The 24,093-nt window shown below is 68.6% G+C and carries 15 protein-coding genes and 1 pseudogene; 7 read left to right on the top strand and 9 right to left on the bottom strand.

Translation table 11 applies throughout. From position 1 onward, the window contains the following. Together hemDX and hemC are read right to left on the bottom strand one after the other, a co-directional pair. Positions 1-1,977, bottom strand: coding sequence for a fused uroporphyrinogen-III synthase HemD/membrane protein HemX (gene hemDX / locus WS66_RS17025; RefSeq protein ID WP_059603732.1), 1,977 nt, complete (start codon positions 1,975-1,977; stop codon positions 1-3). Then, positions 1,977-2,963, bottom strand: a complete 987-nt coding sequence (gene hemC, locus WS66_RS17020) for a hydroxymethylbilane synthase (protein ID WP_059603735.1) — start codon at positions 2,961-2,963, stop codon at positions 1,977-1,979. Before hemC ends, hemDX begins: the two co-directional genes overlap by 1 nt. A 219-nt stretch (positions 2,964-3,182) precedes the next feature. Here hemC and ppc point away from each other — a divergent pair, with 219 nt between their 5' ends. Next, a complete protein-coding gene (ppc, locus tag WS66_RS17015) occupies positions 3,183-6,197 on the top strand; it encodes a phosphoenolpyruvate carboxylase (protein ID WP_059603738.1) in 3,015 nt (1,004 codons plus the stop codon). Positions 6,198-6,344: 147 nt separating this feature from the next. On the opposite strand, the gene WS66_RS17010 is transcribed toward ppc, so the two are convergent. After that, positions 6,345-7,097 (bottom strand): class I SAM-dependent methyltransferase, encoded by a 753-nt coding sequence (locus WS66_RS17010; RefSeq protein ID WP_059603741.1) that lies wholly within the window; start codon positions 7,095-7,097, stop codon positions 6,345-6,347. 182 nt (positions 7,098-7,279) lie between these two features. On the opposite strand from WS66_RS17010, the gene WS66_RS17000 reads away from it, so the two are divergent. The 4 genes and pseudogenes from WS66_RS17000 to WS66_RS16985 all read left to right on the top strand — a co-directional run bounded on the left by WS66_RS17000 (position 7,280) and on the right by WS66_RS16985 (position 10,665). After that, positions 7,280-8,089: a helix-turn-helix transcriptional regulator gene (locus WS66_RS17000; protein WP_011657642.1), complete on the top strand. Its 810-nt coding sequence runs from the start codon at positions 7,280-7,282 to the stop codon at positions 8,087-8,089. Between the two features lie 43 nt (positions 8,090-8,132). After that, positions 8,133-8,366: pseudogene (locus WS66_RS16995) on the top strand (FimD/PapC C-terminal domain-containing protein); the annotation flags it as partial. A 111-nt stretch (positions 8,367-8,477) separates the two neighbouring features. Beyond that, complete coding sequence (argH, locus tag WS66_RS16990; protein ID WP_059603744.1) at positions 8,478-9,887, top strand: argininosuccinate lyase; 1,410 nt, start codon at positions 8,478-8,480, stop codon at positions 9,885-9,887. Between the two features lie 94 nt (positions 9,888-9,981). After that, entirely contained in the window at positions 9,982-10,665 is a 684-nt protein-coding gene (locus WS66_RS16985; RefSeq protein WP_059603746.1) for an HAD family hydrolase, read from the top strand. An 89-nt stretch (positions 10,666-10,754) separates the two neighbouring features. On the opposite strand, the gene WS66_RS16980 is transcribed toward WS66_RS16985, so the two are convergent. The 5 genes from WS66_RS16980 to apbC form a co-directional block, all read right to left on the bottom strand. Beyond that, the gene (locus tag WS66_RS16980) at positions 10,755-11,597 is read right to left on the bottom strand and encodes a lysozyme inhibitor LprI family protein (RefSeq protein WP_059603749.1); all 843 of its coding nucleotides are present in this window, start codon (positions 11,595-11,597) and stop codon (positions 10,755-10,757) included. After that, complete coding sequence (locus WS66_RS16975) at positions 11,597-13,876, bottom strand: arginine/lysine/ornithine decarboxylase (protein ID WP_059603751.1); 2,280 nt, start codon at positions 13,874-13,876, stop codon at positions 11,597-11,599. The genes WS66_RS16980 and WS66_RS16975 overlap by 1 nt, the downstream gene beginning before the upstream one ends. Before the next feature lie 81 nt (positions 13,877-13,957). Further along, positions 13,958-14,527, bottom strand: coding sequence for a dCTP deaminase (dcd, locus tag WS66_RS16970; protein ID WP_006398615.1), 570 nt, complete (start codon positions 14,525-14,527; stop codon positions 13,958-13,960). A 112-nt stretch (positions 14,528-14,639) separates the two neighbouring features. Further along, positions 14,640-15,176 (bottom strand): superoxide dismutase [Cu-Zn], encoded by a 537-nt coding sequence (gene sodC / locus WS66_RS16965; RefSeq protein WP_059603754.1) that lies wholly within the window; start codon positions 15,174-15,176, stop codon positions 14,640-14,642. Positions 15,177-15,309: 133 nt separating this feature from the next. Beyond that, positions 15,310-16,401 (bottom strand): iron-sulfur cluster carrier protein ApbC, encoded by a 1,092-nt coding sequence (apbC, locus tag WS66_RS16960; protein ID WP_059603756.1) that lies wholly within the window; start codon positions 16,399-16,401, stop codon positions 15,310-15,312. 352 nt (positions 16,402-16,753) lie between these two features. On the opposite strand from apbC, the gene WS66_RS16955 reads away from it, so the two are divergent. Next, entirely contained in the window at positions 16,754-17,395 is a 642-nt protein-coding gene (locus tag WS66_RS16955; RefSeq protein WP_059603759.1) for an OmpA family protein, read from the top strand. Positions 17,396-17,763: 368 nt separating this feature from the next. After that, entirely contained in the window at positions 17,764-19,920 is a 2,157-nt protein-coding gene (gene metG, locus WS66_RS16945) for a methionine--tRNA ligase (RefSeq protein WP_059603761.1), read from the top strand. Between the two features lie 100 nt (positions 19,921-20,020). On the opposite strand, the gene WS66_RS16940 is transcribed toward metG, so the two are convergent. Beyond that, positions 20,021-24,067: a translocation/assembly module TamB domain-containing protein gene (locus WS66_RS16940; protein WP_059603764.1), complete on the bottom strand. Its 4,047-nt coding sequence runs from the start codon at positions 24,065-24,067 to the stop codon at positions 20,021-20,023. Positions 24,068-24,093 lie beyond the last annotated feature (26 nt).

The following is a 24,093-nucleotide window of genomic DNA, read 5'->3' as shown; positions in this document are numbered from 1 at the left end:
TTACCCCCGACTCTTGAACTGCTGAACGGCGTTCAGGCTCGTGTTCAGGTTCGGCACGGCAACCGTCAGCGATGCGCCGTCGACCTGCTTGAGCAGATCCTCGACGGTTTGCGTGTCCCTCGATGCCTGGTCGAAATACTTGCCGAGCGCGGCCTGCGCCGCATGCAGGTCGGCCTTCATCGCGCCGTCATTGCGCGCGAGCAGCGACAGCCGCGCGGTGAGCAGGCGCAGCTTCACGTTCTCGCGCACGAAGTAGCCCTGGTCGGGCGATGCGAGCATCGCGTCGGCGTTGTCGATCCGGCGCACCTGCACGAGGCCCTTCAGCTGCTGGCCGAGCCCCGCCGAGAAGTCATGCCACCACACCTTCCAGCGCGGCTCGCCGGCCACGGCCGCAGCCGACGACGCGGCGTCGGCCGGCACGGCCTTCGGCGCCGCGTGCGGGACGATCGCCTCGCCCGACAGCGGCAGCGCGTCGATCTTCGCGATCGCGTCGTCGAGCTTGATCGCGAGGCCCGTGAGGTCGGCCGACGGTGCGGCTTTCAGCTTCTCGATGTCCTGCGCGAGCGCCTTGCGCACCGTGACGGCCTGCGCGCTCTGCGACGTCGCGAGGCGCGCATCGGCATTCTGCAGCGCGATCAGCGCGAGTTGCGTGTTCCCCGTCAGTTGCAGTTGCTGGCTCGCGCTCGACAGCATCTGATCGACTTCCTCGAGCATCCAGGCGTCGCGGTTGCGCGACAGGTCCTGATATTGCTGCTGCAGCGCCTGCTGCGCGCTCTGCGCGTCGGCGAGCTTGCCGTCGAGCTGCGCGAGCTGCGTGTCGACCTGATGCGTGCTCGCGAGCGCCTGCTCTGTCTTCGTGCGGGTCTCGGCCGTCTGCGCATCGAGCGCCTTCTGGCGCGCGACGAACGAATCGTCGAGCCGGTCGACCTTGCGGTTCAGCGCATAGCCGCCCACACCCGCCGCGCAGCCGAGCACGACGACGACGAACCACAGCGCCGCGCTGCCACCGCGGCGCGCATGCGGTTCGGACGCGAGATAAGGAGGACTGGACGGCGGTGCGGATGCAGCGGCCGGCTGGGAAGCGACGCCTTTGGAATCGTTGGTATCTGTCATGCGTTTAGTCACCGGTGCGGCTGTCGCCGGTTGGACGGCCTCGTCGGCCATCGTTCGAAACGCGCGGACGATGCGCTCATCGCCCGCGCCGGTCAGCGTAATCCTATCAAAACCCAGTGCGCGCGCGGTCTGCTCGATGCGCGGGTGCGGCGTCACGAGCGGCGCATGCTTCAGCGCCTCGATCTCGGCGTCATTCAGATGCGTGCGCGCGAGTTCGTGCAGGTTGCGCACGCCCTCCGAGCTCGTGACGAGCCACGCGTGCGGCGCGCCGGCGAGCAGCGCATGCACGCGCTCCCACGCGCCGATGCGCGGCTCGGGCACCACGCGCCGGTACGCGGCGACCAGCGTGACCTCCGCGCCGGCTTCGCGCAGCCGCTCGGCGAGCCATTCGCGACCGCCGTCGCCGCGCACGATCAGCACGCGCTGGCCGGCGAGCGCATGCGCGCCGCCGAACGCGGTCTCGATGCTCGCGAACAGGTGTTCCGAATCGTAATGCGGGACGCCGTCATCGGCGAGCGCCTGCGGCGCGATCACGCGATGCGCGGGCGCCGCGATGCCGTGGCGCGCGAGCGCCGCGACGCTGCCGGGGCCGACGACGCCGACCGGCAGCGCATTCGGCCAGATCGCGCCGTACTGCGCGAGCGCGCGGTCGATCGCGTTCGGCGACACGAAGATCACGAGCGCGTAACGCCCAAGCGCCGCGAACGCGGCGTCGAGCGGCGCCGGATCGTCGACCGGCGCGATGTCGATCAGCGGGAATTCGAGCACGTCGCAACCGGCCTCGGCCAGTTGGGCCGCAAGCGCGGCCGACTGGCCGTCCGGGCGCGTCAGGACGGCGGTGAACCCGCGCGCGCCGCCCGCCATCAGGCGTCGCCCTTGCCGGCCTGCGAGCCGGCGAGCAGTGCGTTGACGATGTCGCGCGCGCCTTGCGCCTCGAGCTCGTCGGACACCGCGCGGCCGAGCGCGACCGCATCGGCGACGGTCACGACGGCACCGCACTCCTCGGCGGTCAGCACGCGCTGTCCGTCGGTCGTCGACACGCGGCCCGTCAGGTACAACTCGCCCGCGCGCCACACCGCGTGGGCGGCGAGCGGCACCTCGCAGCTGCCGCCGAGCGCGCGCGACACCATCCGCTCAGCCTCGACCGCGAGCGCGGTTCGCGGGTCGTGCAGCGGCGCGAGCCATCCGGCCACGTCCGTGCGACGCGCGGCAATTTCGATGCCGAGCGCGCCCTGGCCGGCGGCCGGCGGGCTGTCCTCGACGCCGATAAGCGCGCGGATTCGCGCTTCGAGGCCAAGGCGCTTCAGGCCCGCGGCCGCGAGAATGATCGCCGCATAGTCGCCGCGATCGAGCTTCGACAGGCGCGTGTCGAGGTTGCCGCGTAGCGGCAGCACGTTCAGGTGCGGATAACGCGCACGCAGCATCGCCTCTCGGCGCAGGCTCGACGTGCCGACGACCGCGCCGGCAGGCAGCGCGTCGAGCGACGCGTAGTCGTTCGACACGAACGCGTCGCGCGGATCCTCGCGCTCCATGATCGCGGCGAGCGCGAAGCCGTCGGGAAGCGCCATCGGCACATCCTTCAGCGAATGCACGGCCAGATCGGCGCGACCGTCGGCGAGCGCATTCTCCAGCTCTTTCACGAACAGGCCCTTGCCGCCGACCTTCGACAGCGTACGATCGAGAATCTGATCGCCACGGGTCGTCATCCCGAGGATTTTCACGTCACAAGCTGGATATAATTTGCGCAGCGCATCACGCACATGTTCGGCTTGCCACATCGCCAGGCGGCTCTCGCGCGAGGCAATCGTCAGCGTCACGGGGGATTGTGCCGAAGAGATCTCGGAATTCATTGCAGGAACAATCGAAGGACGGGATTGAAGATCGAACAATGGTAGCACGCACGCCCCGGCCCGCCCGGGCCCGGCGCCTGCGCCCGCCGCGCTTCGGCGCCGGCGGCGACACCGATGCGCGGATGTGCCGCACGTAGCTGGTTGCTTGACCGCAGTTCCCGTAGTTTCCGTAGTCCCCGCAGTCCCTTTTTGACTCGAGCTTTCCCAAGGAAACCCATCGTGAAGTCTTCCGGATCGGCGCGTACGGCGCGCCGCAATGCTGCCTTGCCCTCCTCCGACGCCCAGACGGGCTCCATCGCCACCGCCGCGAACGGCCGTGCGAAACCGGCAACGAAACCGAAAGACCCGATACGTCAGACAAAACACGCGACCAAGGCCGCCGGCCCGGCTGCCCGCAAGGCCGGCACGGCGAAGCCCGGCGCCCGCACGCGCGAGGACAAGGACGGTCCGCTGTTCGAGGACATCCGCTACCTCGGCCGCCTGCTCGGCGACGTCGTGCGCGAACAGGAAGGCGACACCGTGTTCGACGTCGTCGAGACCATTCGCCAGACGGCGGTGAAGTTTCGCCGCGAGGACGACAGCGAGGCCGCACAAACGCTGGAGAAGAAGCTGCGCAAGCTGACGCCGGAGCAGACGGTGAGCGTCGTGCGCGCGTTCAGCTATTTCTCGCATCTGGCGAACATCGCGGAAGACCGCCATCACAACCGCCGCCGCCGCATCCACGCGCTGGCCGGATCCGCGGCACAGCCCGGCACCGTCGCGTACGCGCTCGAGCAGCTGAAGACGACCGGCAACGCGTCGAAGCGCCTGCTGCAGCGCTTCTTCGACGACGCGCTGATCGTGCCCGTGCTGACCGCGCACCCGACCGAAGTGCAGCGCAAGAGCATCCTCGACGCGCAGCACGACATCGCACGCCTGCTCGCCGAGCGCGACCAGGAACTGACCGCGCGCGAGCGCCAGTACAACGAATCGATGCTGCGCGCACGCGTGACCGCGCTGTGGCAGACCCGCATGCTGCGCGACGCGCGCCTGACGGTCGGCGACGAGATCGAGAACGCGCTGTCGTACTACCGCGCGACGTTCCTTGACGAACTGCCCGCGCTGTATGGCGACATCGAGGCCGCGCTCGCCGAGCACGGCCTGTCCGCGCGCGTGCCCGCATTCTTCCAGATGGGCAGCTGGATCGGCGGCGACCGCGACGGCAACCCGAACGTGACCGCCCCGACGCTCGAAGAAGCGATCAACCGCCAGTCCGCGGTGATTCTCGAACACTATCTGGAACAGGTGCACAAGCTCGGCGCCGAGCTGTCGGTGTCGAACCTGCTGGTCGGCGCGAACGACGCCGTGAAAGCGCTCGCGGCGGCGTCGCCCGACCAGTCGCCGCACCGTGTCGACGAACCGTATCGCCGTGCGCTGATCGGCATCTACACACGGCTCGCCGCAAGCGCGCGCGTCCGACTGGGCGAAGGCACGGTGCCGGTGCGCAGCGCCGGCCGCGGCGCGCCGCCGGTGCGCGCGGTGCCCTACGCCGATTCCGAAGCCTTCGTCGCCGACCTCAAGGTGCTGACCGCCTCGCTCGACGAACACCACGGCACGTCGCTCGCCGCGCCGCGCCTCGCACCGCTCGTGCGCGCGGCCGAAGTGTTCGGATTCCATCTCGCGAGCATCGACCTGCGCCAGAGCTCCGACATCCACGAAGCCGTGGTCGCCGAGCTGTTCGCGCGTGCCGGCGTACATGCGGACTACGCGTCGCTCTCCGAGGACGACAAGCTGATCGCGCTGCTTGCCGCGCTGGCCGATCCGCGCCCGCTGCGCTCGCCGTACATCGAATACTCGGCGCTCGCGCAAAGCGAGCTGGGCGTGTTCGAGAAGGCACGCGAGGTGCGTGCGCAGTTCGGCCCGCGTGCGGTACGCAACTACATCATTTCGCACACCGAGACGGTCAGCGACCTCGTCGAAGTCCTGCTGCTGCAGAAGGAAACCGGGCTGCTCGAAGGCGCATTCGGCGCCGCTCACGACAGCGCGCGCAATGGCCTGATGGTGATTCCGCTGTTCGAGACGATCCCGGACCTGCGCGACGCTGCGCGCATCATGCGCGAATACTTCGCACTGCCGGGCATCGATGCGCTGATCGCGCACCAGGGTGCCGAGCAGGAAGTGATGCTCGGCTACTCGGACAGCAACAAGGACGGCGGCTTCCTGACATCGAACTGGGAGCTGTATCGCGCGGAGCTCGCGCTCGTCGACCTGTTCCGCGAACGCAAGATCACGCTGCGGCTGTTCCATGGCCGCGGCGGCACGGTCGGCCGCGGAGGCGGCCCGACCTACCAGGCGATCCTGTCGCAGCCGCCGGGCACCGTGAACGGCCAGATCCGCCTGACGGAACAGGGCGAGGTGATCGCGAGCAAGTTCGCGAACCCCGAGATCGGCCGGCGCAATCTGGAGACCGTGGTCGCCGCGACGCTCGAGGCGTCGCTGCTGCCGCAATCGAACGCGCCCGCGCAGTTGCCCGCGTTCGAAGCCGCGATGCAGACGCTGTCCGACGCCGCGATGGCGTCGTATCGCGCGCTCGTCTATGAAACGCCCGGCTTCACCGACTACTTCTTCTCGTCGACGCCGATCACCGAGATCGCCGAGCTGAACATCGGCAGCCGCCCGGCCTCGCGCAAGCTGCAGGATCCGAAGAACCGCAGGATCGAAGACCTGCGTGCGATTCCGTGGGGCTTCTCGTGGGGCCAGTGCCGACTGCTGCTGACGGGCTGGTACGGCTTCGGCAGCGCGGTGAGCGCGTATCTCGACGGCGCGCCGGACGCGGCCGAACGCACCAAGCGCCTGACGCTGCTCAAGAAGATGAACAAGACCTGGCCGTTCTTCGCGAACCTGCTGTCGAACATGGACATGGTGCTTGCGAAGACCGATCTCGCGGTCGCGTCGCGCTATGCGCAGCTGGTCGCCGACCGCAAGCTGCGCAAGCACGTGTTCGAGCGGATCGTCGCGGAATGGGAGCGCACGTCGCAGGCGCTCGCGGAAATCACCGGGCACGCTGGCCGCCTCGCGACCAACCCGCTGCTCGCGCGCTCGATCAAGAACCGCTTCCCGTATCTCGATCCACTGAACCACCTGCAGGTCGAGCTGATCAAGCGTCACCGCGCGGGCGACACGAACGCGCGGCTGCGCCGCGGGATTCACCTGACCATCAACGGGATCGCGGCCGGCCTGCGCAATACGGGCTGATCCGTGCGCGGCGCGGGCCTGCTCCGCGCCGCGCCGGCGTTGCGAAACGCGCGCCGCAAAACGAAAGCCGCGATACGCAACACGCGTATCGCGGCTTTTTCGCATGGAACGGCGCGACGGCGCCGGCCGCCGTGTCGCCCCATACGCTCATTGCGCGTCGATCAGCAGCGCATCGTGCTCGAACGACCCGTCCGGCTGCACTGCGTAGTAGCCGCGCACCTCGTCTGGCGCATGCGCCCACAGCGCGCGGATGCCCGCGACGCTGTCGGCCGGCGTGCGGATGCGCTCGACCCATGTGTCGAAATCGATCGGCAGGCGCCAGCGGCTCTGCACGTGTGCGTCGAACCCGGCGCCGCGAAACATCGCGAGCCATTCGTCGGCACGGTAGTCGCGCACGTGCGACGCGTCGCGCAGCACTTCGGCGGCCTGCAGATACGTGTCGAGCAGCGGATGATCGTTGCCCGCGATGTCGATCATCAGCACGCGGCCGCCCGGCTTCAGCACGCGACGCACCTCCGCAAGCGCAGCGCTCACGTCGTGCCAGTGGTGCGCGCTCATCCGGCTGATTACCCAGTCGAAAGTGCCGGCTTCGAACGGCAGCCGTTCGGCCGGCCCCTGCTGCGTGCGGACGTTCGCGAGCCCGCGCTCGCGCGCGGCGGCGGCGACGGTCGCGAGCATCGGCGCCGCGAGATCGTAGGCGACCACGTCGCGCACGTGCGGCGCGACCGCAAAGCTCGCATGGCCCGCACCGCAACCGAGATCGAGCACCGCGGCGTCGGGCGTCGCGCGCACGGCGTCTGCCAGTGCCTGCAGATCGGCGCCCGTCGCGTGGACCGTGCTCGTCAGGTAGGCGGCGGCCGTCGTGCCGAATGCGTCGGCGACCTGGTCGTGGTGTTTCATCGTTCGCTCCTTCGTTGGGTGGGACGCCCGCTGCCTGCCAGCGCGCGAATCGCTACAATAGGGCCGCGCTTGTACCAGTACAAGTTAAGCGGTTATTCTGGTATTTGTTACACCTGCCTGATTTCCGGCCCGATCTACGCCGCGCGTCGCGCGCCCCTTTTTGTCGTTTCAGCCGTTTCCGCATGAACCAGCCGTCCTCCGCCCCCACCCCGCCGCTCGACGCCACGCCCGCCCGCGCCCTCGGCGAATTCATCCGCGCGCACCGCGAACGGCTGTCGCCTCAGGCCGTCGGCCTGCCGCCCGGCCCGCGCCGCCGCACGCCGGGGCTGCGGCGCGAGGAAGTCGCGCAGCTGTGCGGCGTCAGCCCGACCTGGTACACGTGGATCGAGCAGGGCCGCCCGGTGTCGGCGTCGGCCGATGCGCTCGCGCGGATCGCCGTCGCGCTGCAACTGTCGAAGGCCGAACGCGCGTACCTGTTCGAACTGGCCGCGCAGCGCGATCCGGCCGAGCCCGACGTCGCGGCTGGCGACCTGCCGCCCACGCTCGCGGCGACCGTCGCCGCGATCGCCACGCCTGCATACGTGCTCGACCGGCAATGGAACGCGCTCGCATGGAACGCGCCGGCCGCCGCGCTGTTCACGGGCTGGCTCGACGGCGAGCACGACCGCAACCTGCTGCGCTTCACGTTCATGGCGCCGGCCGCGCGCACGTTGATCGTCGACTGGGAAACCCGCGCGCGCCGGCTCGCGGCCGAATTCCGCGCCGACTCGATCCGCCACCTCGCCGATGCGCCGACCCGCGCGCTGATCGACGCGCTGATGGCCGGCAGCGATGCGTTCGCGCAGTATTGGGCATCGCAGGACGTGTTCGAGCGCGAAGGCGGCCTGCGCGAATTCGACCATCCGGCCGACGGCCGGCTCGTGTACCAGCAGATCACGCTGAAGCCCGCGCACCGCGAAGACCTGAAGCTGGTCGTGCTCGTGCGCGATTGAGGCGGCTCAGAAGCTGATCGTCGCGGTGATCGATGCGCAGACGCTGCGCGCGCCGGACGGCACGCCGCTGCCGCCCGGCCTCGACGTTCGCCACGTCGAAAGCGGCCAGCGCACGATCGTCGGCTACGACGGCCTGACCTTCGTCGACGGCCTCGTCCAGAACAATCACCTCGAAATCTCGGGCGGCGGCCGCGACTGCGCCGTCGAATTCGCGTACCGGCGCCCGGACGACGGCACGCTGCCGCGGATCGGACCGCTGACCTGCGGCCCCCGGTAATCCGCGCCCGTTCGCGGCCGACGCGCGCGCCGGCCGCCAGCCCCGCGAATGCTAGAATTGCGGGATTCCCTCGGCGGCGCACGCCGCCCAACTCCCCTTCGAAGAATCGCCATGACGTCCCAACTGCACAAAAAGGGCGAGGCCTGGTCGGCCCGCTTCTCGGAACCGATGTCGGAGCTGGTCAAGCGCTACACGTCGTCGGTGTTTTTCGACAAGCGCCTCGCGCTCGTCGACATCGCCGGCTCGCTCGCGCACGCGAGCATGCTCGCGGCGCAGAAGATCATCAGCGCCGACGACCTCGCCGCGATCGAACGCGGGATGACGCAGATCAAGGGCGAGATCGAGCGCGGCGAATTCGAATGGCAGCTGGATCTCGAGGACGTCCACCTGAACATCGAGGCGCGCCTGACCGCGCTGATCGGTGACGCCGGCAAGCGCCTGCACACGGGCCGCTCGCGCAACGATCAGGTCGCGACCGACATCCGTCTGTGGCTGCGCGGCGAGATCGACCGCATCGGCGGCCTCCTGAACGACCTGCGCGGCGCGCTGATCGACCTCGCTGAAAAGAATGCGGCCACGATCATGCCGGGCTTCACCCACCTGCAGGTCGCGCAGCCGGTCACGTTCGGCCATCACCTGCTCGCGTACGTCGAAATGTTCACGCGTGACGCCGAGCGCATGCGCGACTGCCGCACCCGCGTGAACCGCCTGCCGCTCGGCGCGGCCGCGCTCGCCGGCACCAGCTACCCGATCGACCGTCACGCCGTGGCGAAGACGCTCGGCTTCGACGGCATCTGCGCGAACTCGCTCGACGCGGTGTCGGATCGCGACTTCGCGATCGAATTCACGGCGGCATCCGCGCTCGTGATGACGCACGTGTCGCGCTTCTCCGAAGAACTCGTGCTGTGGATGAGCCCGCGCGTCGGCTTCATCGACATCGCCGACCGCTTCTGCACCGGCAGCTCGATCATGCCGCAGAAGAAGAACCCGGACGTGCCCGAGCTCGCACGCGGCAAGACGGGCCGCGTGAACGGCCACCTGATGGCGCTCCTCACGCTGATGAAGGGCCAGCCGCTCGCGTACAACAAGGACAACCAGGAAGACAAGGAACCGCTGTTCGACACGGTCGACACGGTCGCCGACACGCTGCGGATCTTCGCCGAGATGGTCGCCGGCATCACGGTGAAGCCGGACGCGATGCGCGCGGCTGCGCTGCAGGGCTTCTCGACCGCCACCGACCTCGCCGACTATCTCGTGAAGCGCGGGCTGCCGTTCCGCGATGCGCACGAAGCCGTCGCGCACGCGGTGAAGATCTGCGACGATCGCGGAATCGACCTCGCCGACCTCTCGCTCGACGAAATGAAGCAGGAACTGCCGAACGTCGCGCACCTGATCGGCGACGACGTGTTCGGCTACCTGACGCTCGAAGGTTCGGTCGCGAGCCGCAACCATCCGGGCGGCACCGCGCCCGATCAAGTGCGTGCGGCGGTCAAGGCCGCTCGCGCCGCGCTCGACAAGTAAGCCTGCCGGCCCGGACGGGCGCCTTCGGCGTCCGTCTTTCACTCGGGCGGCCGTCGTGCCGCCCGACGCCCTTCCCGCTTCCCGGATACCGCCGATGACCTTCTCCGCCGCGCTCTTCGACATGGACGGCCTGCTCGTCGATTCCGAGCGGACCATCATGAACACGTGGATCGACGTGTCGACCGCGCACGGCGTCGTGCTGACCGAGATCGACTACCTGCAGATCGTCGGCCGCTCGTTCGCCGAGGGCCAGGTCATTCTCGCGCGGCTGATCGGCGACACCGACACGTTCGACGCCGTGCGCACCCTCGTGCGCGAACGGCTCGCCGCGCCCGAACCTCATCCGAAATTTCCGCTGAAGTCCGGCGCACTGGCGCTGCTCGAGACGCTCGCGCAGGCCGGCATTCCGTGCGCGGTCGCATCGTCGTCCGCGCGCGACGTGATCCGTGCGCGGCTCGACGCGGTCGGCGTGCTGCCGTTCTTCCACGCGATCGCGGGCGGCGACGAAGTCGCGCGCGGCAAACCCGACCCGGCCGTGTACCGGCTCGCGGCCGAACGCCTCGGCGTGCCGGCGCACGCGTGCGTCGCGTTCGAGGACAGCGACTTCGGCGCGCAATCGGCCGCCGGCGCGGGCGCATCGGTCGTCACCGTGCCCGACCTGAAGGCACCGACGCCCGAGATCGTCGCGCTGAGCCTGCACGTGCTCGAGTCGCTCGACGATGCGGTCGCGTTCGTGCCGTCGTGGTTCGGCCGTCTGGACACGCAGCAGCCCGGGTAGGCGCCGCTCGCGGCACGCCATATGCAAACGGGCACCCTCGGGTGCCCGTTTTCCGTTGCCGCGCCGAATGACCGGCGTCGCGGCGATCGTCAGTTGTTGCCGGCCGTCTCCGACAGCCGCTTCATCGTCGCGATGCGCGCGCCGATCAGGTCGACGCGTCCGTCCTCGCCGACGAGCGGCGCCGTCGCATCGCTGAACGCGACCCACGCGCGCTGCGCGCGCACGAGTGTCGCGGCCGAATGCGCGGGCATCTTGCGACGCAGCTTCTGGTAATAGCGGTTCAAATCGAACAGCGCGTGCTCGCACGCGGCATCCTGCACACACGGCCGCACGCGGCTTATCGCCGAATCGCGCGGCGCGTTCGCCGGCTTGCCGCCGGCTGGCGCGGCTGTGCCCGGCGCCGTGCCCGCACCGCCCTGGGTGTCGCCTTGCGCACCGCTCGTGGCCGCCACCGGCACGGCGGCAGGCGGTAGCGCGTAGCGGTCGGCCGCCGCGCGCAGCGCCAATGCGCGATCGCGCACGGGCTGCAACTGCATGTCGGCGCTCGACATCGCGTACGCGGTGCCGCGCGTCGTGTCGTACACGGCTTTCAGCAGATGAACTTCATCCTTGCGCCACGTGACCCAGCGGCGCTGGCTGTCCTGCCAGCCGCGCTTCACGTTGGCCGGCGCATTCTTCGACAGGCGCTGGTACGCGCCGTCCATCACCGCCTGCCACTGCTGCTGCGCTTCGCCCATGCACTGGATCTGGCCGGCCGTCGACGACCGGTCGCGCCGCGCGAGACACTGCCGCATCGCGACGTCGATCGGGTCGGCCGCCGCGACTTCCGCGTGTGCGACACCCACGCCCGCCAGCCCGGCCGCCCCTGCCGCCCAGACGACGAGCGCGGCCAACGCCGCACGCATCGTCCGGATTCGTCCCTGCGTCGCCATCAGTCGCGCACGCAATCGACGAAGTACTCGACGCGGCCGTTCACCTCTTCCGCGACGAGGCCGTGGATGTCGGTGTGGAAGCCCGGGAAGCGCTCGTTGAAGTCGCGCGCGAACCGCAGGTAGTTCACGATCGTCTTGTTGAAGCGCTCGCCCGGAATCAGCAGCGGGATGCCCGGCGGGTACGGCGTGAGCAGGATGCTCGTCACGCGGCCTTCGAGCTCGTCGAGCGGCACGCGGTCGATCTTGCGGTGCGCGAGCTTCGCGAACGCGTCCGACGGCTTCATCGCCGGCTCCATGTCCGACAGGTACATTTCCGTCGTCAGGCGCGCGATGTCGTTCGCGCGGTACACGTCGTGGATCTGCGTGCACAGGTCACGCAGGCCGACGCGCTCGTAGCGCGGATGCTGCGCGACGAATTCCGGCAGCACGCGCCACAGCGGCTGGTTGTTGTCGTAGTCGTCCTTGAACTGCTGCAGCTCGGTCACCATCGAGTTCCAGCGGCCCTTCGTGATGCCGATCGTGAACATGATGAAGAACGAGTACAGGCCGGTCTTCTCGACGATGATCCCGTGCTCGGCCAGATACTTCGTGACGATCGCGGCCGGAATGCCCGTTTCGCCGAACTCGCCGTCGACATCGAGCCCCGGCGTGATGATCGTCGCCTTGATCGGGTCGAGCATGTTGAAGCCTTCCGCCAGCGGGCCGAAGCCGTGCCAGTGGTCGTTCGGCTTCAGCATCCAGTCCTCGCGCGAGCCGATGCCTTCTGCCGACAGGTTGTCCGGCCCCCATACGCTGAAGAACCAGTCGTCGCCGTATTCGGCGTCGACCTTGCGCATCGCGCGGCGGAAGTCGATCGCCTCGGCGATCGATTCCTCGACGAGCGCGGTGCCGCCCGGCGGTTCCATCATCGCGGCCGCGACGTCGCACGACGCGATGATCGCGTACTGCGGGCTCGTCGACGTGTGCATCAGGTACGCCTCGTTGAAGCGGTGCTTGTCGAACGTGCGGTTCTCCGAATCCTGCACGACGATCTGCGACGCCTGCGAGATGCCCGCGAGCAGCTTGTGCGTCGAGTGCGTCGCGAACACGAGCGCGCCCGTGCGCGGACGGCCGTCGCCGATCGCGTGCATGTCGCGGTAGAAATCGTGGAACGTCGCGTGCGGCAGCCACGCTTCGTCGAAGTGCAGCGTGTCGAGCAGGTCGCCGAGCAGGTCCTTGATCATCTCGACGTTGTAGACGACGCCGTCGTACGTGCTCTGCGTGATCGTCAGGATCCGCGGCTTCATGTCCGGGTTCTCGCGCAGCGCCTCGCGCGCGAACGGGTTCGCCTCGATCTTCTTGCGGATGTTCTCCGGCTTGAATTCGTCGCGCGGGATCGGCCCGATGATGCCGAAGTGATTGCGCGTCGGCGTGAGGAACACCGGAATCGCGCCCGTCATCGTGATCGCGTGCAGGATCGACTTGTGGCAGTTGCGGTCGACCAGCACGATGTCGCCGGGCGCGACCGTCGCATGCCAGACGATCTTGTTCGACGTCGACGTGCCGTTGGTCACGAAGAACAGGTGGTCCGCGCTGAAGATGCGCGCCGCGTTGCGCTCGGACGCCGCGACCGGGCCCGTGTGATCGAGCAGCTGGCCGAGTTCGTCGACCGCGTTGCAGACGTCGGCGCGCAGCATGTTCTCGCCGAAGAACTGGTGGAACATCTGGCCGAGCGGGTTCTTCAGGAACGCGACGCCACCCGAGTGGCCCGGGCAGTGCCACGAGTACGAGCCTTCGTCCGCGTACTTCACCAGCTCCTTGAAGAACGGCGGCGCGAGCGAGTCGAGATAGACCTTCGCCTCGCGGATGATGTGGCGCGCGACGAACTCCGGCGTGTCCTCGAACATGTGGATGAAGCCGTGCAGTTCGCGCAGGATGTCGTTCGGCAAGTGGCGCGACGTGCGCGTTTCGCCGTACAGGAAGATCGGGATGTCCGCGTTGCGGCGGCGCACTTCGGTGACGAAGGCGCGCAGCTCGATGATCGCGGTCGCGAGCTCGGGCAGTTCGCCGTCCGGGCCCGTTTCGCCGAGCATGAGTTCGTCGTCGTCGATCGACAGGATGAAGCACGACGCGCGGCTCGATTGCTGCGCGAACGACGTCAGATCGCCGTAGCTCGTGAGGCCGAGGACTTCGACGCCCTCCTTCTCGATCGCTTCGGCCAACGCCCGGATGCCGGAGCCCGAGATGTTCTCGGAGCGGAAATCTTCGTCGATGATGACGACGGGGAAACGAAACTTCATGGGCGATTCTCCAAAAAGAACGACCGCGGCGCGTCACGCGCAGCGGTCACCCGGAAACTGGTGAGACGTTATGCAACCAGATCAGGTTTTCGGCAGCGTGACACCGCGCTGACCCTGATACTTGCCGCCGCGATCGGCGTACGACACGTCGCACACTTCGTCGCTTTCGAAGAACAGCACCTGCGCGACACCTTCGTTCGCGTAGATCTTCGCGGGCAGCGGCGTGGTATTCGAGAATTCCAGCGTGACGTAGCCTTCCCACTCGGGTTCGAACGGCGTCACGTTGACGATGATCCCGCAGCGCGCGTACGTCGACTTGCCGAGGCAGACGGTGAGCACGGTGCGCGGGATGCGGAAATATTCGACGGTGCGGGCCAGCGCGAACGAGTTCGGCGGGATGATGCACACGTCGCCCTTGAAATCGACAAACGAACCCTCGTCGAAGTTCTTCGGATCGACTATCGTCGAATTGATGTTCGTGAAGATCTTGAATTCGTCCGCGCAGCGAATGTCGTAGCCGTAGCTCGACGTGCCGTAGCTGACGATCCTGCGACCGTCCTCGGACGCGCGAACCTGATCGGGCACGAACGGCTCGATCATCTTGTGTTCTTCGGCCATGCGCCGAATCCACTTGTCGGACTTGATGCTCATAACAGGGCGCCTGGAAACGCTGCGTGACAGTCGGTGAGGGCCGGACCCGCGAGGCCGCGGCCGGGAAAGGCGCACATTTTACGCGATCATCGGCCCGCGCATGCGGCGTCCGTCATCGGATCACGCCACACGCGAGCGCCGGCCCCGCGCCGTGCCGCGGAAACGCCGGGTCGCTCGGGTCGCGGTGCACCAGCGCCGCGCGATTCAGCGCGGAGCGCACACCGTCGAGGGCCAGATCGGGCGCGATGATGAAACCCGCCGCCACGCCGTTCGCATCCGCATGGATGTTGCCGAGATCGCCGGCGACGCGCGCGCCCGCGCGCAGCCGGTCGGCTGCCGGCGCGAACACCTGGCCGGCGCTCGAGCCGTCGCCCGCGTTGCAGTCGCCGCGCTCGTGCACCTGCAGCGCGTGATCGCTGTTCGGCGGCAGGCCGGCCAGGTTGTACGTGACCTGGACGCCGTCCGGGCGTTCGACGAACGTCACCGCACCGCGTGCCTGCGAGCCGACGGTCGGCTGCAGTTGCGCGTCGGCGCGCTTTTCGTGCGACGAGGAAAAAGAGGTACAGCCGGCCAGCAGGCCCAGCGCGGCGGCGGCCAGCAGCGCGCGCCGCGCGCGGCCGGCGTGCACGCCGTGATGTCGTTGGTTCATTCGATCCTCATGCCGGCTGGCGGCCGTTCGACACGGCGGCCATGCCGGGCGGGTAAAGGGACCCGGGAAAAGTCGCCATGATACCGCGCCTCGCGGCGCCGTAAACAGCGTGAGGCCCCGCCCCGCAAGGGTTTTACGTATTTTGAACAACGATCGACGGGAACTTCGACGTCATATCGCGCGCGCGCTCGGCGATCGCCAGCGCGACCCCGCGCGCGATATCGCGGTAGCGCCGCGCCAGCGCGCCGTCCGGTTCGGCCACGACCGTCGGCGTGCCGCTGTCGGCGCGCTCGCGGATCGCGACGTCGAGCGGCAGGCTGCCGAGCACGTTCACACCATAATCCCGGGCCATCCGCTCGGCGCCGCCCGCGCCGAAGATGTGCTCTTCGTGGCCGCAGTTCGAGCAGACGTGGATGCTCATGTTCTCGACGATACCGAGGATCGGAATCCCGACCTTCTCGAACATCTTCAGGCCCTTCTTCGCGTCGAGCAGCGCGATGTCCTGCGGCGTCGTCACGATCACGGCGCCCGTCACCGGCACGCGCTGCGCGAGCGTGAGCTGGATGTCGCCCGTGCCCGGCGGCATGTCGACGATCAGGTAGTCGAGCTCGCGCCAGTTGGTCTGCCGCAGCAGCTGCTCGAGCGCCGACGTCGCCATCGGGCCACGCCACACCATCGGGTTGTCTTCCTCGATCAGGAAGCCGATCGAGTTCGCCTGCAGCCCATGGCCGACCAGCGGATTCATCGACTGGTTGTCCGGCGACTCGGGGCGCTGGCCGTGAATGCCGAGCATGGTCGGCAGCGACGGACCGTAGATGTCGGCGTCGAGAATGCCGACCGACGCGCCTTCCGCGGCGAGCGCGAGCGCGAGGTTCACGGCCGTCGTGCTCTTGCCGACGCCGCCCTTGCCCGATGCGACCGCGACGATGTTCTTCACGTTCGGCAGCAGCTTCACGCCACGCTGCACCGTATGCGCGACGATCTCCTGCGACACGGCGACGCGCGCGTCGCGCACGCCCGGCACGGCCTTCAGCGCATCGGCAATGCGTGCGCGCACGTCGTCATGCTGGCTGCGCGCGGGATAGCCGAGCACCACGTCCACCGCCACGACGTCGCCGTCGATCGCGACGTTGCGCACGCCCTTGTTCGCCGCGTACGGACGGCCGGTATTGGGGTCGACGACAGCCGCCAGTGCGGCGTCGACTTGTGCCCGGTCAATGCTCATTGAAACTCCGTGAAAACGTTTTTCTCTCGCGCAAACGTCAAGAAATATCAAATAACGCTGCGAAAATCGGGAAAAGTGAAAGAATCTGTTGCACGCCATTGCGCGAACGCGCGCGTCGGAGCAATCTTCGCGTGCGGCATGCTATAGGGCCAAATCGGCCACCAACCGCCTATATTGTAGAGGCTGATGCGTCGCCCTGTCCGGAACAGCCCCGCTGGCGAACAGGGCATGCGGCCGCCTCGGCGGCTGCCGCGGCACGGGCCTGCCCTTCCTTTTTCGGGTGTCCGTGCAGGGAGCCGTAACTGTTGTTTGTCGTCGTTGTCGACTCGTTCAACCAAGAGAGGAATCCAAGATGAACATGAAAATCGCGACTCGCCTGTCCGTCTTCGCACTCGCCGGCGCGCTGCTGGCAGGCTGCGCCACGCAGCAAGGCAGCAATACGGCCGTCGGCACCGGCACGGGTGCGGCGCTGGGCGCGGGCATCGGCGCGCTGGCCGGTGGCGGCAAGGGCGCGGCGATCGGCGCGGGCGTCGGCGCGCTGGTCGGCGGCGTGACGGGTTACAACTGGCAAGCGATCAAGAACAAGCTCGCGCCGTCGGCAGCCAAGACGGGCACGCAGGTGACCGAGCAGCCGGACGGCTCGCTGAAGCTGAACGTGCCGAGCTCGGTGACGTTCGCGACGAACCAGTACGCGATCACGCCGGCCTTCACGCCGCTGCTGAACGACCTGGCCACGACGCTGAACCAGAACCCGCAAGTGACGGCATCGATCGTCGGCTACACGGACAGCACGGGCTCGGCACAGCTGAACCAGACGCTGTCGCAGAATCGCGCACAGAGCGTCGTGAACGCACTGGTGCAGCGCGGCGTCGCCGGCGGCCGCCTGTCGGCACAAGGCATGGGCCCGTCGAACCCGATCGCGGACAACGCGACCGAAGCCGGCCGTGCGCAAAACCGCCGCGTCGAGATCTACCTGCGCGCAGCACAGCAGTAAGCATCGCCGCGAGAGGAGGAAACGGGGGCGCGCGCCCCCGCCGCTCAAGGCTTCCAGCGGGATCCGTAACGAATCGAAAAAAATTTCGAACTTCTGTCGCGGCCTGCGGTCTGTCTTTACGGTACGCGGCTGGCGCAGCCGGCGCGTCACCATTCTCCTCTTGTCGTTGTTGCTCCGGGGCCGAATCCGCCCCGGTTTTTTTTGCCCGGAATTCGTATGCTGCGCCGCAGCATTGCGCCACCGGGCAAGCCGCCACGGCGGCCCCGCCCCTTCCTGCGTCCGCGCCATGGCGCCCGCGCCGGCTGACCTGCCCGCGCCCCTGCTAGAATCGCAGTTTCCGTCGTTTCCGCCGTTCTTCTACAGACCCTATGTCCGCATCCGACCTCACTTCCGTGCAGGCTGCGGCGCCGCAAGGCAGCCGCCAGATCCTCGTTACGTCCGCACTGCCCTATGCCAATGGCCAGATCCACATCGGCCACCTGGTCGAGTACATCCAGACCGACATCTGGGTGCGGACGCTGCGAATGCACGGCCACGAGGTCTACTACATCGGCGCCGACGACACGCACGGCACGCCGGTCATGCTGCGCGCGGAGAAGGAAGGCCTGACGCCGAAGCAGTTGATCGACCGCGTGTGGACCGAGCACAAGCGTGATTTCGACAGCTTCGGCGTGTCGTTCGACAACTTCTACTCGACGGACTCGGACGAGAACCGCGTGCTGAGCGAGAAGATCTACCTCGCGCTGAAGGAAAACGACCTGATCGCCGAGCGCGAGATCGAGCAGGCGTACGACCCGGTCAAGGAAATGTTCCTGCCGGACCGCTTCATCAAGGGCGAATGCCCGAAGTGCCACGCGAAGGATCAGTACGGCGACAACTGCGAAGTGTGCGGTTCGACCTATCTGCCGACGGAACTGCTGAATCCGTATTCGGTCGTGTCCGGTGCGACGCCGGTGCGCAAGACGTCGACGCACTATTTCTTCCGCCTGTCGGACCCGCGCTGCGAGTCGTTCCTGCGCGAATGGGTCAGCGGCCTCGCTCAGCCCGAAGCCACCAACAAGATGCGCGAATGGCTCGGCGACGCCGGCGAAGCCCGCCTCGCCGACTGGGACATCTCGCGCGACGCGCCGTACTTCGGCTTCGAGATCCCGGGCGCACCCGGCAAGTACTTCTACGTGTGGCTGGACGCGCCGGTCGGTTATTACGCGAGCTTCAAGAACCTGTGCGACCGCAAGGGCATCGACTTCGACGCGTGGATCCGGTCGGGCTCGACCGCCGAGCAGTACCACTTCATCGGCAAGGACATCCTGTATTTCCACACGCTGTTCTGGCCGGCGATGCTCGAGTTCTCGGGCCATCGCACGCCGACCAACGTGTTCGCGCACGGCTTCCTGACGGTCGACGGCGCGAAGATGTCGAAGTCGCGCGGCACGTTCATCACCGCGCAGAGCTACATCGACACCGGCCTGAACCCGGAATGGCTGCGCTACTACTTCGCCGCGAAGCTGAACGCGACGATGGAAGACATCGACCTGAACCTCGATGATTTCCAGGCGCGTGTGAACAGCGATCTCGTCGGCAAGTACGTGAACATCGCGAGCCGCGCGGCCGGCTTCCTGCTCAAGCGCTTCGACGGCCGCGTGCAGGACAGCGCGATGAACCATCCGCTCGTCGCGAAGCTGCGCGATGCGATTCCCGCGATCGCCGCGCACTACGAAGCGCGCGAATACAGCCGCGCGCTGCGCCAGACGATGGAACTCGCTGACGAAGTGAACGCGTACGTCGACGGCGCGAAGCCGTGGGAACTCGCGAAGGATCCGGCCAACGCGGTCGCGCTGCACGAAACCTGCAGCGTGAGCCTCGAGGCATTCCGCCTGCTGTCGCTCGCGCTGAAGCCGGTGATGCCGCGCGTGGCCGAAGCCGTCGAGACCTTCTTCGGAATCGCGCCGCTCACGTGGGCCGACGCCGCGAAACCGCTGTCGTCCGCGCAGCCGGTCAAGGCGTACCAGCACCTGATGACGCGCGTCGATCCGAAGCAGATCGACGCGCTGCTCGCCGCGAACCGCGATTCGCTGCAGGCCGAGGCCACCGGCGCCGCTGCCGCGAGCGCGGCCAACGCCGCGAAGGAAGGCAAGAACGCCAGGGCGAACGCGAAGGCCGCCGCCGCGAACGGTGCCGACGACGGTCCGATCTCGATCGACGATTTCGCGAAGGTCGACCTGCGCATTGCGAAGATCGTCGCGTGCCAGGCCGTTGAAGGCTCGGACAAGCTGCTGCAGCTCACGCTCGACGTCGGCGAGGAAAAGACCCGAAACGTGTTCTCGGGCATCAAGTCCGCGTACCAGCCCGAGCAGCTCGTCGGCAAGCTGACGGTGATGGTCGCGAACCTCGCGCCGCGCAAGATGAAGTTCGGGCTGTCCGAAGGGATGGTGCTCGCCGCGTCGGCCGCCGACGAGAAAGCAGAGCCGGGCCTCTACATCCTCGAGCCGCACAGCGGCGCGAAGCCCGGCATGCGCGTGAAGTAAGCAGCACGCACCGCCGCTTGCGCACGAAAGCCCCGCACGATGCGTGCGGGGCTTTTTTCATGCGCGACGACGATTCCGACGCGCGTCGCAGCGCGTGCCGTCACCGCCGGCTGAACCAGCGATCGAAGCGCCGCGTGTAGTTCAGGTCGACGCCCTGGAACGTGCCGCCGTATGCAGACACGGACCAGAAGCGCGTCAGGTTGATCGTCGCCTTGAACGCGTTGCTCGCCGACTGCAGGCCCTGCTCGAAGCCGAGCACGAAACGCTCGTTGATCGCCTTCGAGACCTGGATGACCTGCGGATCGGTCAGACCGACGTCGCTGCGGCCGATCGAGAATTCGTCGAGGCCGAAGGTCTGCGCGACGCGCTTGCCGGTCACGCTGCCGAGCAGCGCGAGCGCCGCCGTCATCGTGCCCTGCTGGCCGACGTTGTTGCCCTGGTCGGTGCCGTGCCCGAACAGCAGCCACGACAGCTTTTCGTTGTCGGTGACGTTGGGTTCCGACACCAGCTTGACCGTCAAAGCCTTGATCGTGCCGGTGACCTGCACCCCGGCCTCGACCTCCTGGTTGCGCCGCATGGCGAGGATGTTCACGCCCGGATTCGACACGGGGCCGTTGAACGTGAAGAAGCCGTTCTCGACCGCGAGCTTGCGGCCGAACGACGTATACGTCGACCCTTCGGTCACGCGCACGTTGCCGATCGCGCGCAGTGGCACGCCAGGCGCGCTCATCACGGTGATCGTGCCGCGCAGCCCGAGATCCGCGCCGTGTCCCTTGAAGCGGAAGTTGTTGCCGAGGCCGATGTCGATGTTCGCGCGCGGCGCGAGCGACGGCGCCGGCTTGTCCTCGACCTTCTGCGGCTTCGCGACCGCCGTGCCGGTCGGCGTCTCGCCGCGCACGGTCCCGTCCGGTCGCACCACGACGACGTCGTCGGACAAGTGCGGCGCCGCGTCTTCCGGCAGGTCGAACAGCGCACGGTCGACGACGAACTTGCCGTCGATCGACAGCGCGCCGCGCGGCCCGTCGTTCGCGACGATCGCCTTGCCCGACAGCGACAGCTTGCGGTCCGGCGCCGCGAACAGTTCGAGTTTGTCGGCGACGATGCTTGCGGTCAGGTCCGGTGCCTCGCCGTCGAGACGCACACGGCCGATCGCGCGCAGCGTGCCGTCGCCGCCATGGAACTCGACCTGCTGGAATTCGACGAGGTTTTCCGCGAGCTTCACGCGCACGATGCCGTCCTTCAGCTGCACGCCCTGGTCGACGAGCGTCGCGGACAGATCGTCGCCCGTCAGCATGCCCGACACGTTCGGCTTCACCGGCGTGCCAGCGACCGTCAGCTTCAGCGCCGCGCGCCCGCCGAGCAGATAGCTCGGCCCGAACAGGTTGCCGGTCGCCTTCAGCGACGGGATGTCGGCGTCGATGCGGCCCGCCAGCGGGCCGTCGTCGACGACGCCGAACACGCCGTCGCGCAGCGCGAACGGCACGGTGACGTTCGCGTCGAGCGTGCCGACCCGGTTCGCCTTCGCCAGCGCCACCACGTTGAACCGGTTGCCCGGCGCAAAGCTCGCGCGCGCCGACAGGTCGGTCAGCCCGAGCGACGCGATGCCGCGCCCGGTCTCGATCGTCACGTCGCCGCCGCGCCGCTTCACCTGCACGTAGCCCGTCGCGTTCGCGCCGAGCGAGAAATCCCAGTCGGCATCGAGCACGACGTCGGTGCGCAGCGGCGGCCGCTGGCCCGTCAGCTCCTGGCGAATCTCGAGGAAGCGCGCGACCGACGCGCCGCGCACGGTGCCTGCCGAGCGCATCTGGCCGTGATCGAACACGAACGACTTCAGGTCGATCGCGGCGCCTTCGAGCGTGAGTCGCGTCGCGCCGAGCGTCACGCGGCCGGCCCCGGCCGACACGGCGAGCGGCGAGAGCAGCGCCACTGCCGGCGTGCCGCGGTTTGCGAGGCGCGTGACGGTGCCGTCCCAGCGCATCCCGTCGCGATTCTCGACCACGCCGCCGTTCGCCGCGAACGTCAGGTCGATCGCGCGGCCGCCGGCCGTCCCGACCGCCGACGCGTCGAGCGTATGCTTCGCGCGCGTGCCGTCGAGATTCGCGCGTAGCGATTTCAATTGCAGCGAGCCGAGCGCGATGTCGGTCGCGTCGGCCGTGAATACGAGCGCACCGTGCGCGCCGTCGCGGATGTCGGCGCGCCCCTGCGCGGCACCGATCCGGTTCGAACCGACCACGACGTGCTGGGCCTTGTAGGTGGCCGTCACGTTCGGATGCGCGAAGCTGCCGGTCAGCTCGCCCTGCGCCTGCACGAGCCCCTGCACGCCGAAGCCGAGCCGGTCGAGCTCTGGCGCGTCGACGACGAAGCGCAGCCGGTCGCCCGGCGCGCCGAAACTGCCGCGCAGGTCGACGTGGTTGCCCGCGATCGTCAGGTTCGCGTTGCTCGGCAGGATCCGCGCGCCGACGAGCTGCACGACGCCGGCGCCGGTCAGCGGCACGCCGTCGTAGAGGCTGTCGCCGAGCTTGAAGGTCGCCTTCGTCGACACCTGTGGCTCGAACGCGCCGGAGGCCGTCAGCGTGCCCGATACGCGCGTCTCGCCGCGCCTGGCCGGCGCCTTCGCTGCTGTCTTCGCCGTTCTGGCGGCCGGCTTGCCGCGGCCCGCGCCCGGCGCACGCATGGCGGCGAGCAGCAGCGGATCGAACGCGGTCAGCGTCGCCTTCGCGTCGTAGCTCGAATGCGCGTCGTGACGGAACACGCCGGTCAGGTCGATACGGCCCTTGCCCGCCGTCACGCGCGCATCGGTCAGCACCGTCTGCTGCGACGTCAGCGCGACTTTCGCACGCGCGCCGAGCGCAAGCTTCGGATCGTTCAGGTTGAAGTCGACGGTCGTCACGTCGCCGGCGAGCGTCACGCCGAGCGGCCCGCCGAGGCGCATCGGCCGCAATTCGGCGACGAATGCATTGAGGTCGAGGTTCGCGACCTTCAGGTCGAAGCGGCCCTTGCCGCCCGTCAGGGTGCCGTTGCCGGTCACGCTGCCGTCGCGGATCAGTTTCAGCGCGAGGCCGTCGATCCGCTGCGCGTGCGCGTCGAGATTGACGGTCGCATGGGCGTCGACGACGGGCAGCAGGTGCTCGCCGAGCGTGCCGGGCTTCGCGTTGACGATCGACACCGGGCCGGTCACCGCGAAACCCTTCGCCGGTGCGGCGCCGGCCGGCGCGGTCACGGGCGCCAGCTCCGCGCGCACCGCAAGATCGGCGGCCGGCGCGCCCGGCGCGATCGCCTGCGGGTTCACGTGATCGAACGCGAGCGACGCACGCGTGAGCGGCACCGCGCCGAACGGCGCGGCCTCGACGTGCGCGCGCCCGTTCAGCTTCATACCGCTCGCGGCGACGTCGGCGACGAGCGCTTCGAGCGAACCCGATACGTTCGCGCTCGCGTTGACCGGTTCGTTCGCGAGCTTGCCCACGTAGGTCGCGTTGCCCGTCAGCGCGAACGGCTTCACGCCGTCGAGCTTCGCGCGGGCGGTCAGCGCGCCGTACGGTGTGTCGACGCCGTCGAGCGCGAGTTCATGGTGACGGCCGTCGCTGCGGCCGTTCAACGCGAGATGGCCGAGCTGCGTCGTCGACCCACCTTCGTGAATCGCCAGGTGATCGACGCGCAGGTCGTCGATCCGCAACTGCAGCGGCAGGCTCAGGTCCTGCGGCGTCGCGGCCGGCGTCGACGGACCCGGCGCGATCCGCACGTCGATCGTGCCCGCGCGAAGGTAGTCAACGGACAGCCGCCACGGCGCGCGGGTGAGCGCCCAGCGGCCGTCGAGCCGGTCGATCCGCACTTCGGTGCCGGCGCCGCCGGGGCGCGTCCACGCGAAGCCGCGCACGCGCACGCCGGTTGCGAGCGAACCGCCTTCGAGCGTGCCCGCCAGCCGGCCGCCCAGCACGCGCACGGCCGCCTGCCACGCGAGCCGCGTGCCGCGCTCGGTCGTCGCCGCGGCCAGCACGAGCCCGGCCGCCAGCACGACGAGCAGCACGACCGTCACGAGCGCCCACGCGGCGATCCGGCCCCCACGCACGCGGCGCGGCGGCGCGTCCGGCGCGCGCTCGGGCGAGTCCGGATCGTTGGGCGGCGGCGTGTCGTTCGGATCCTTCGTCATGCGGTTCGTCGTGGCTCGTGCAACAA

This window comes from Burkholderia sp. LA-2-3-30-S1-D2, assembly GCF_001523915.2.
GTDB classification, from domain to species: domain Bacteria; phylum Pseudomonadota; class Gammaproteobacteria; order Burkholderiales; family Burkholderiaceae; genus Burkholderia; species Burkholderia diffusa.
Note: the sequence above shows the minus strand (reverse complement) of the source record. Positions and strands in the feature narration are given on the sequence as shown.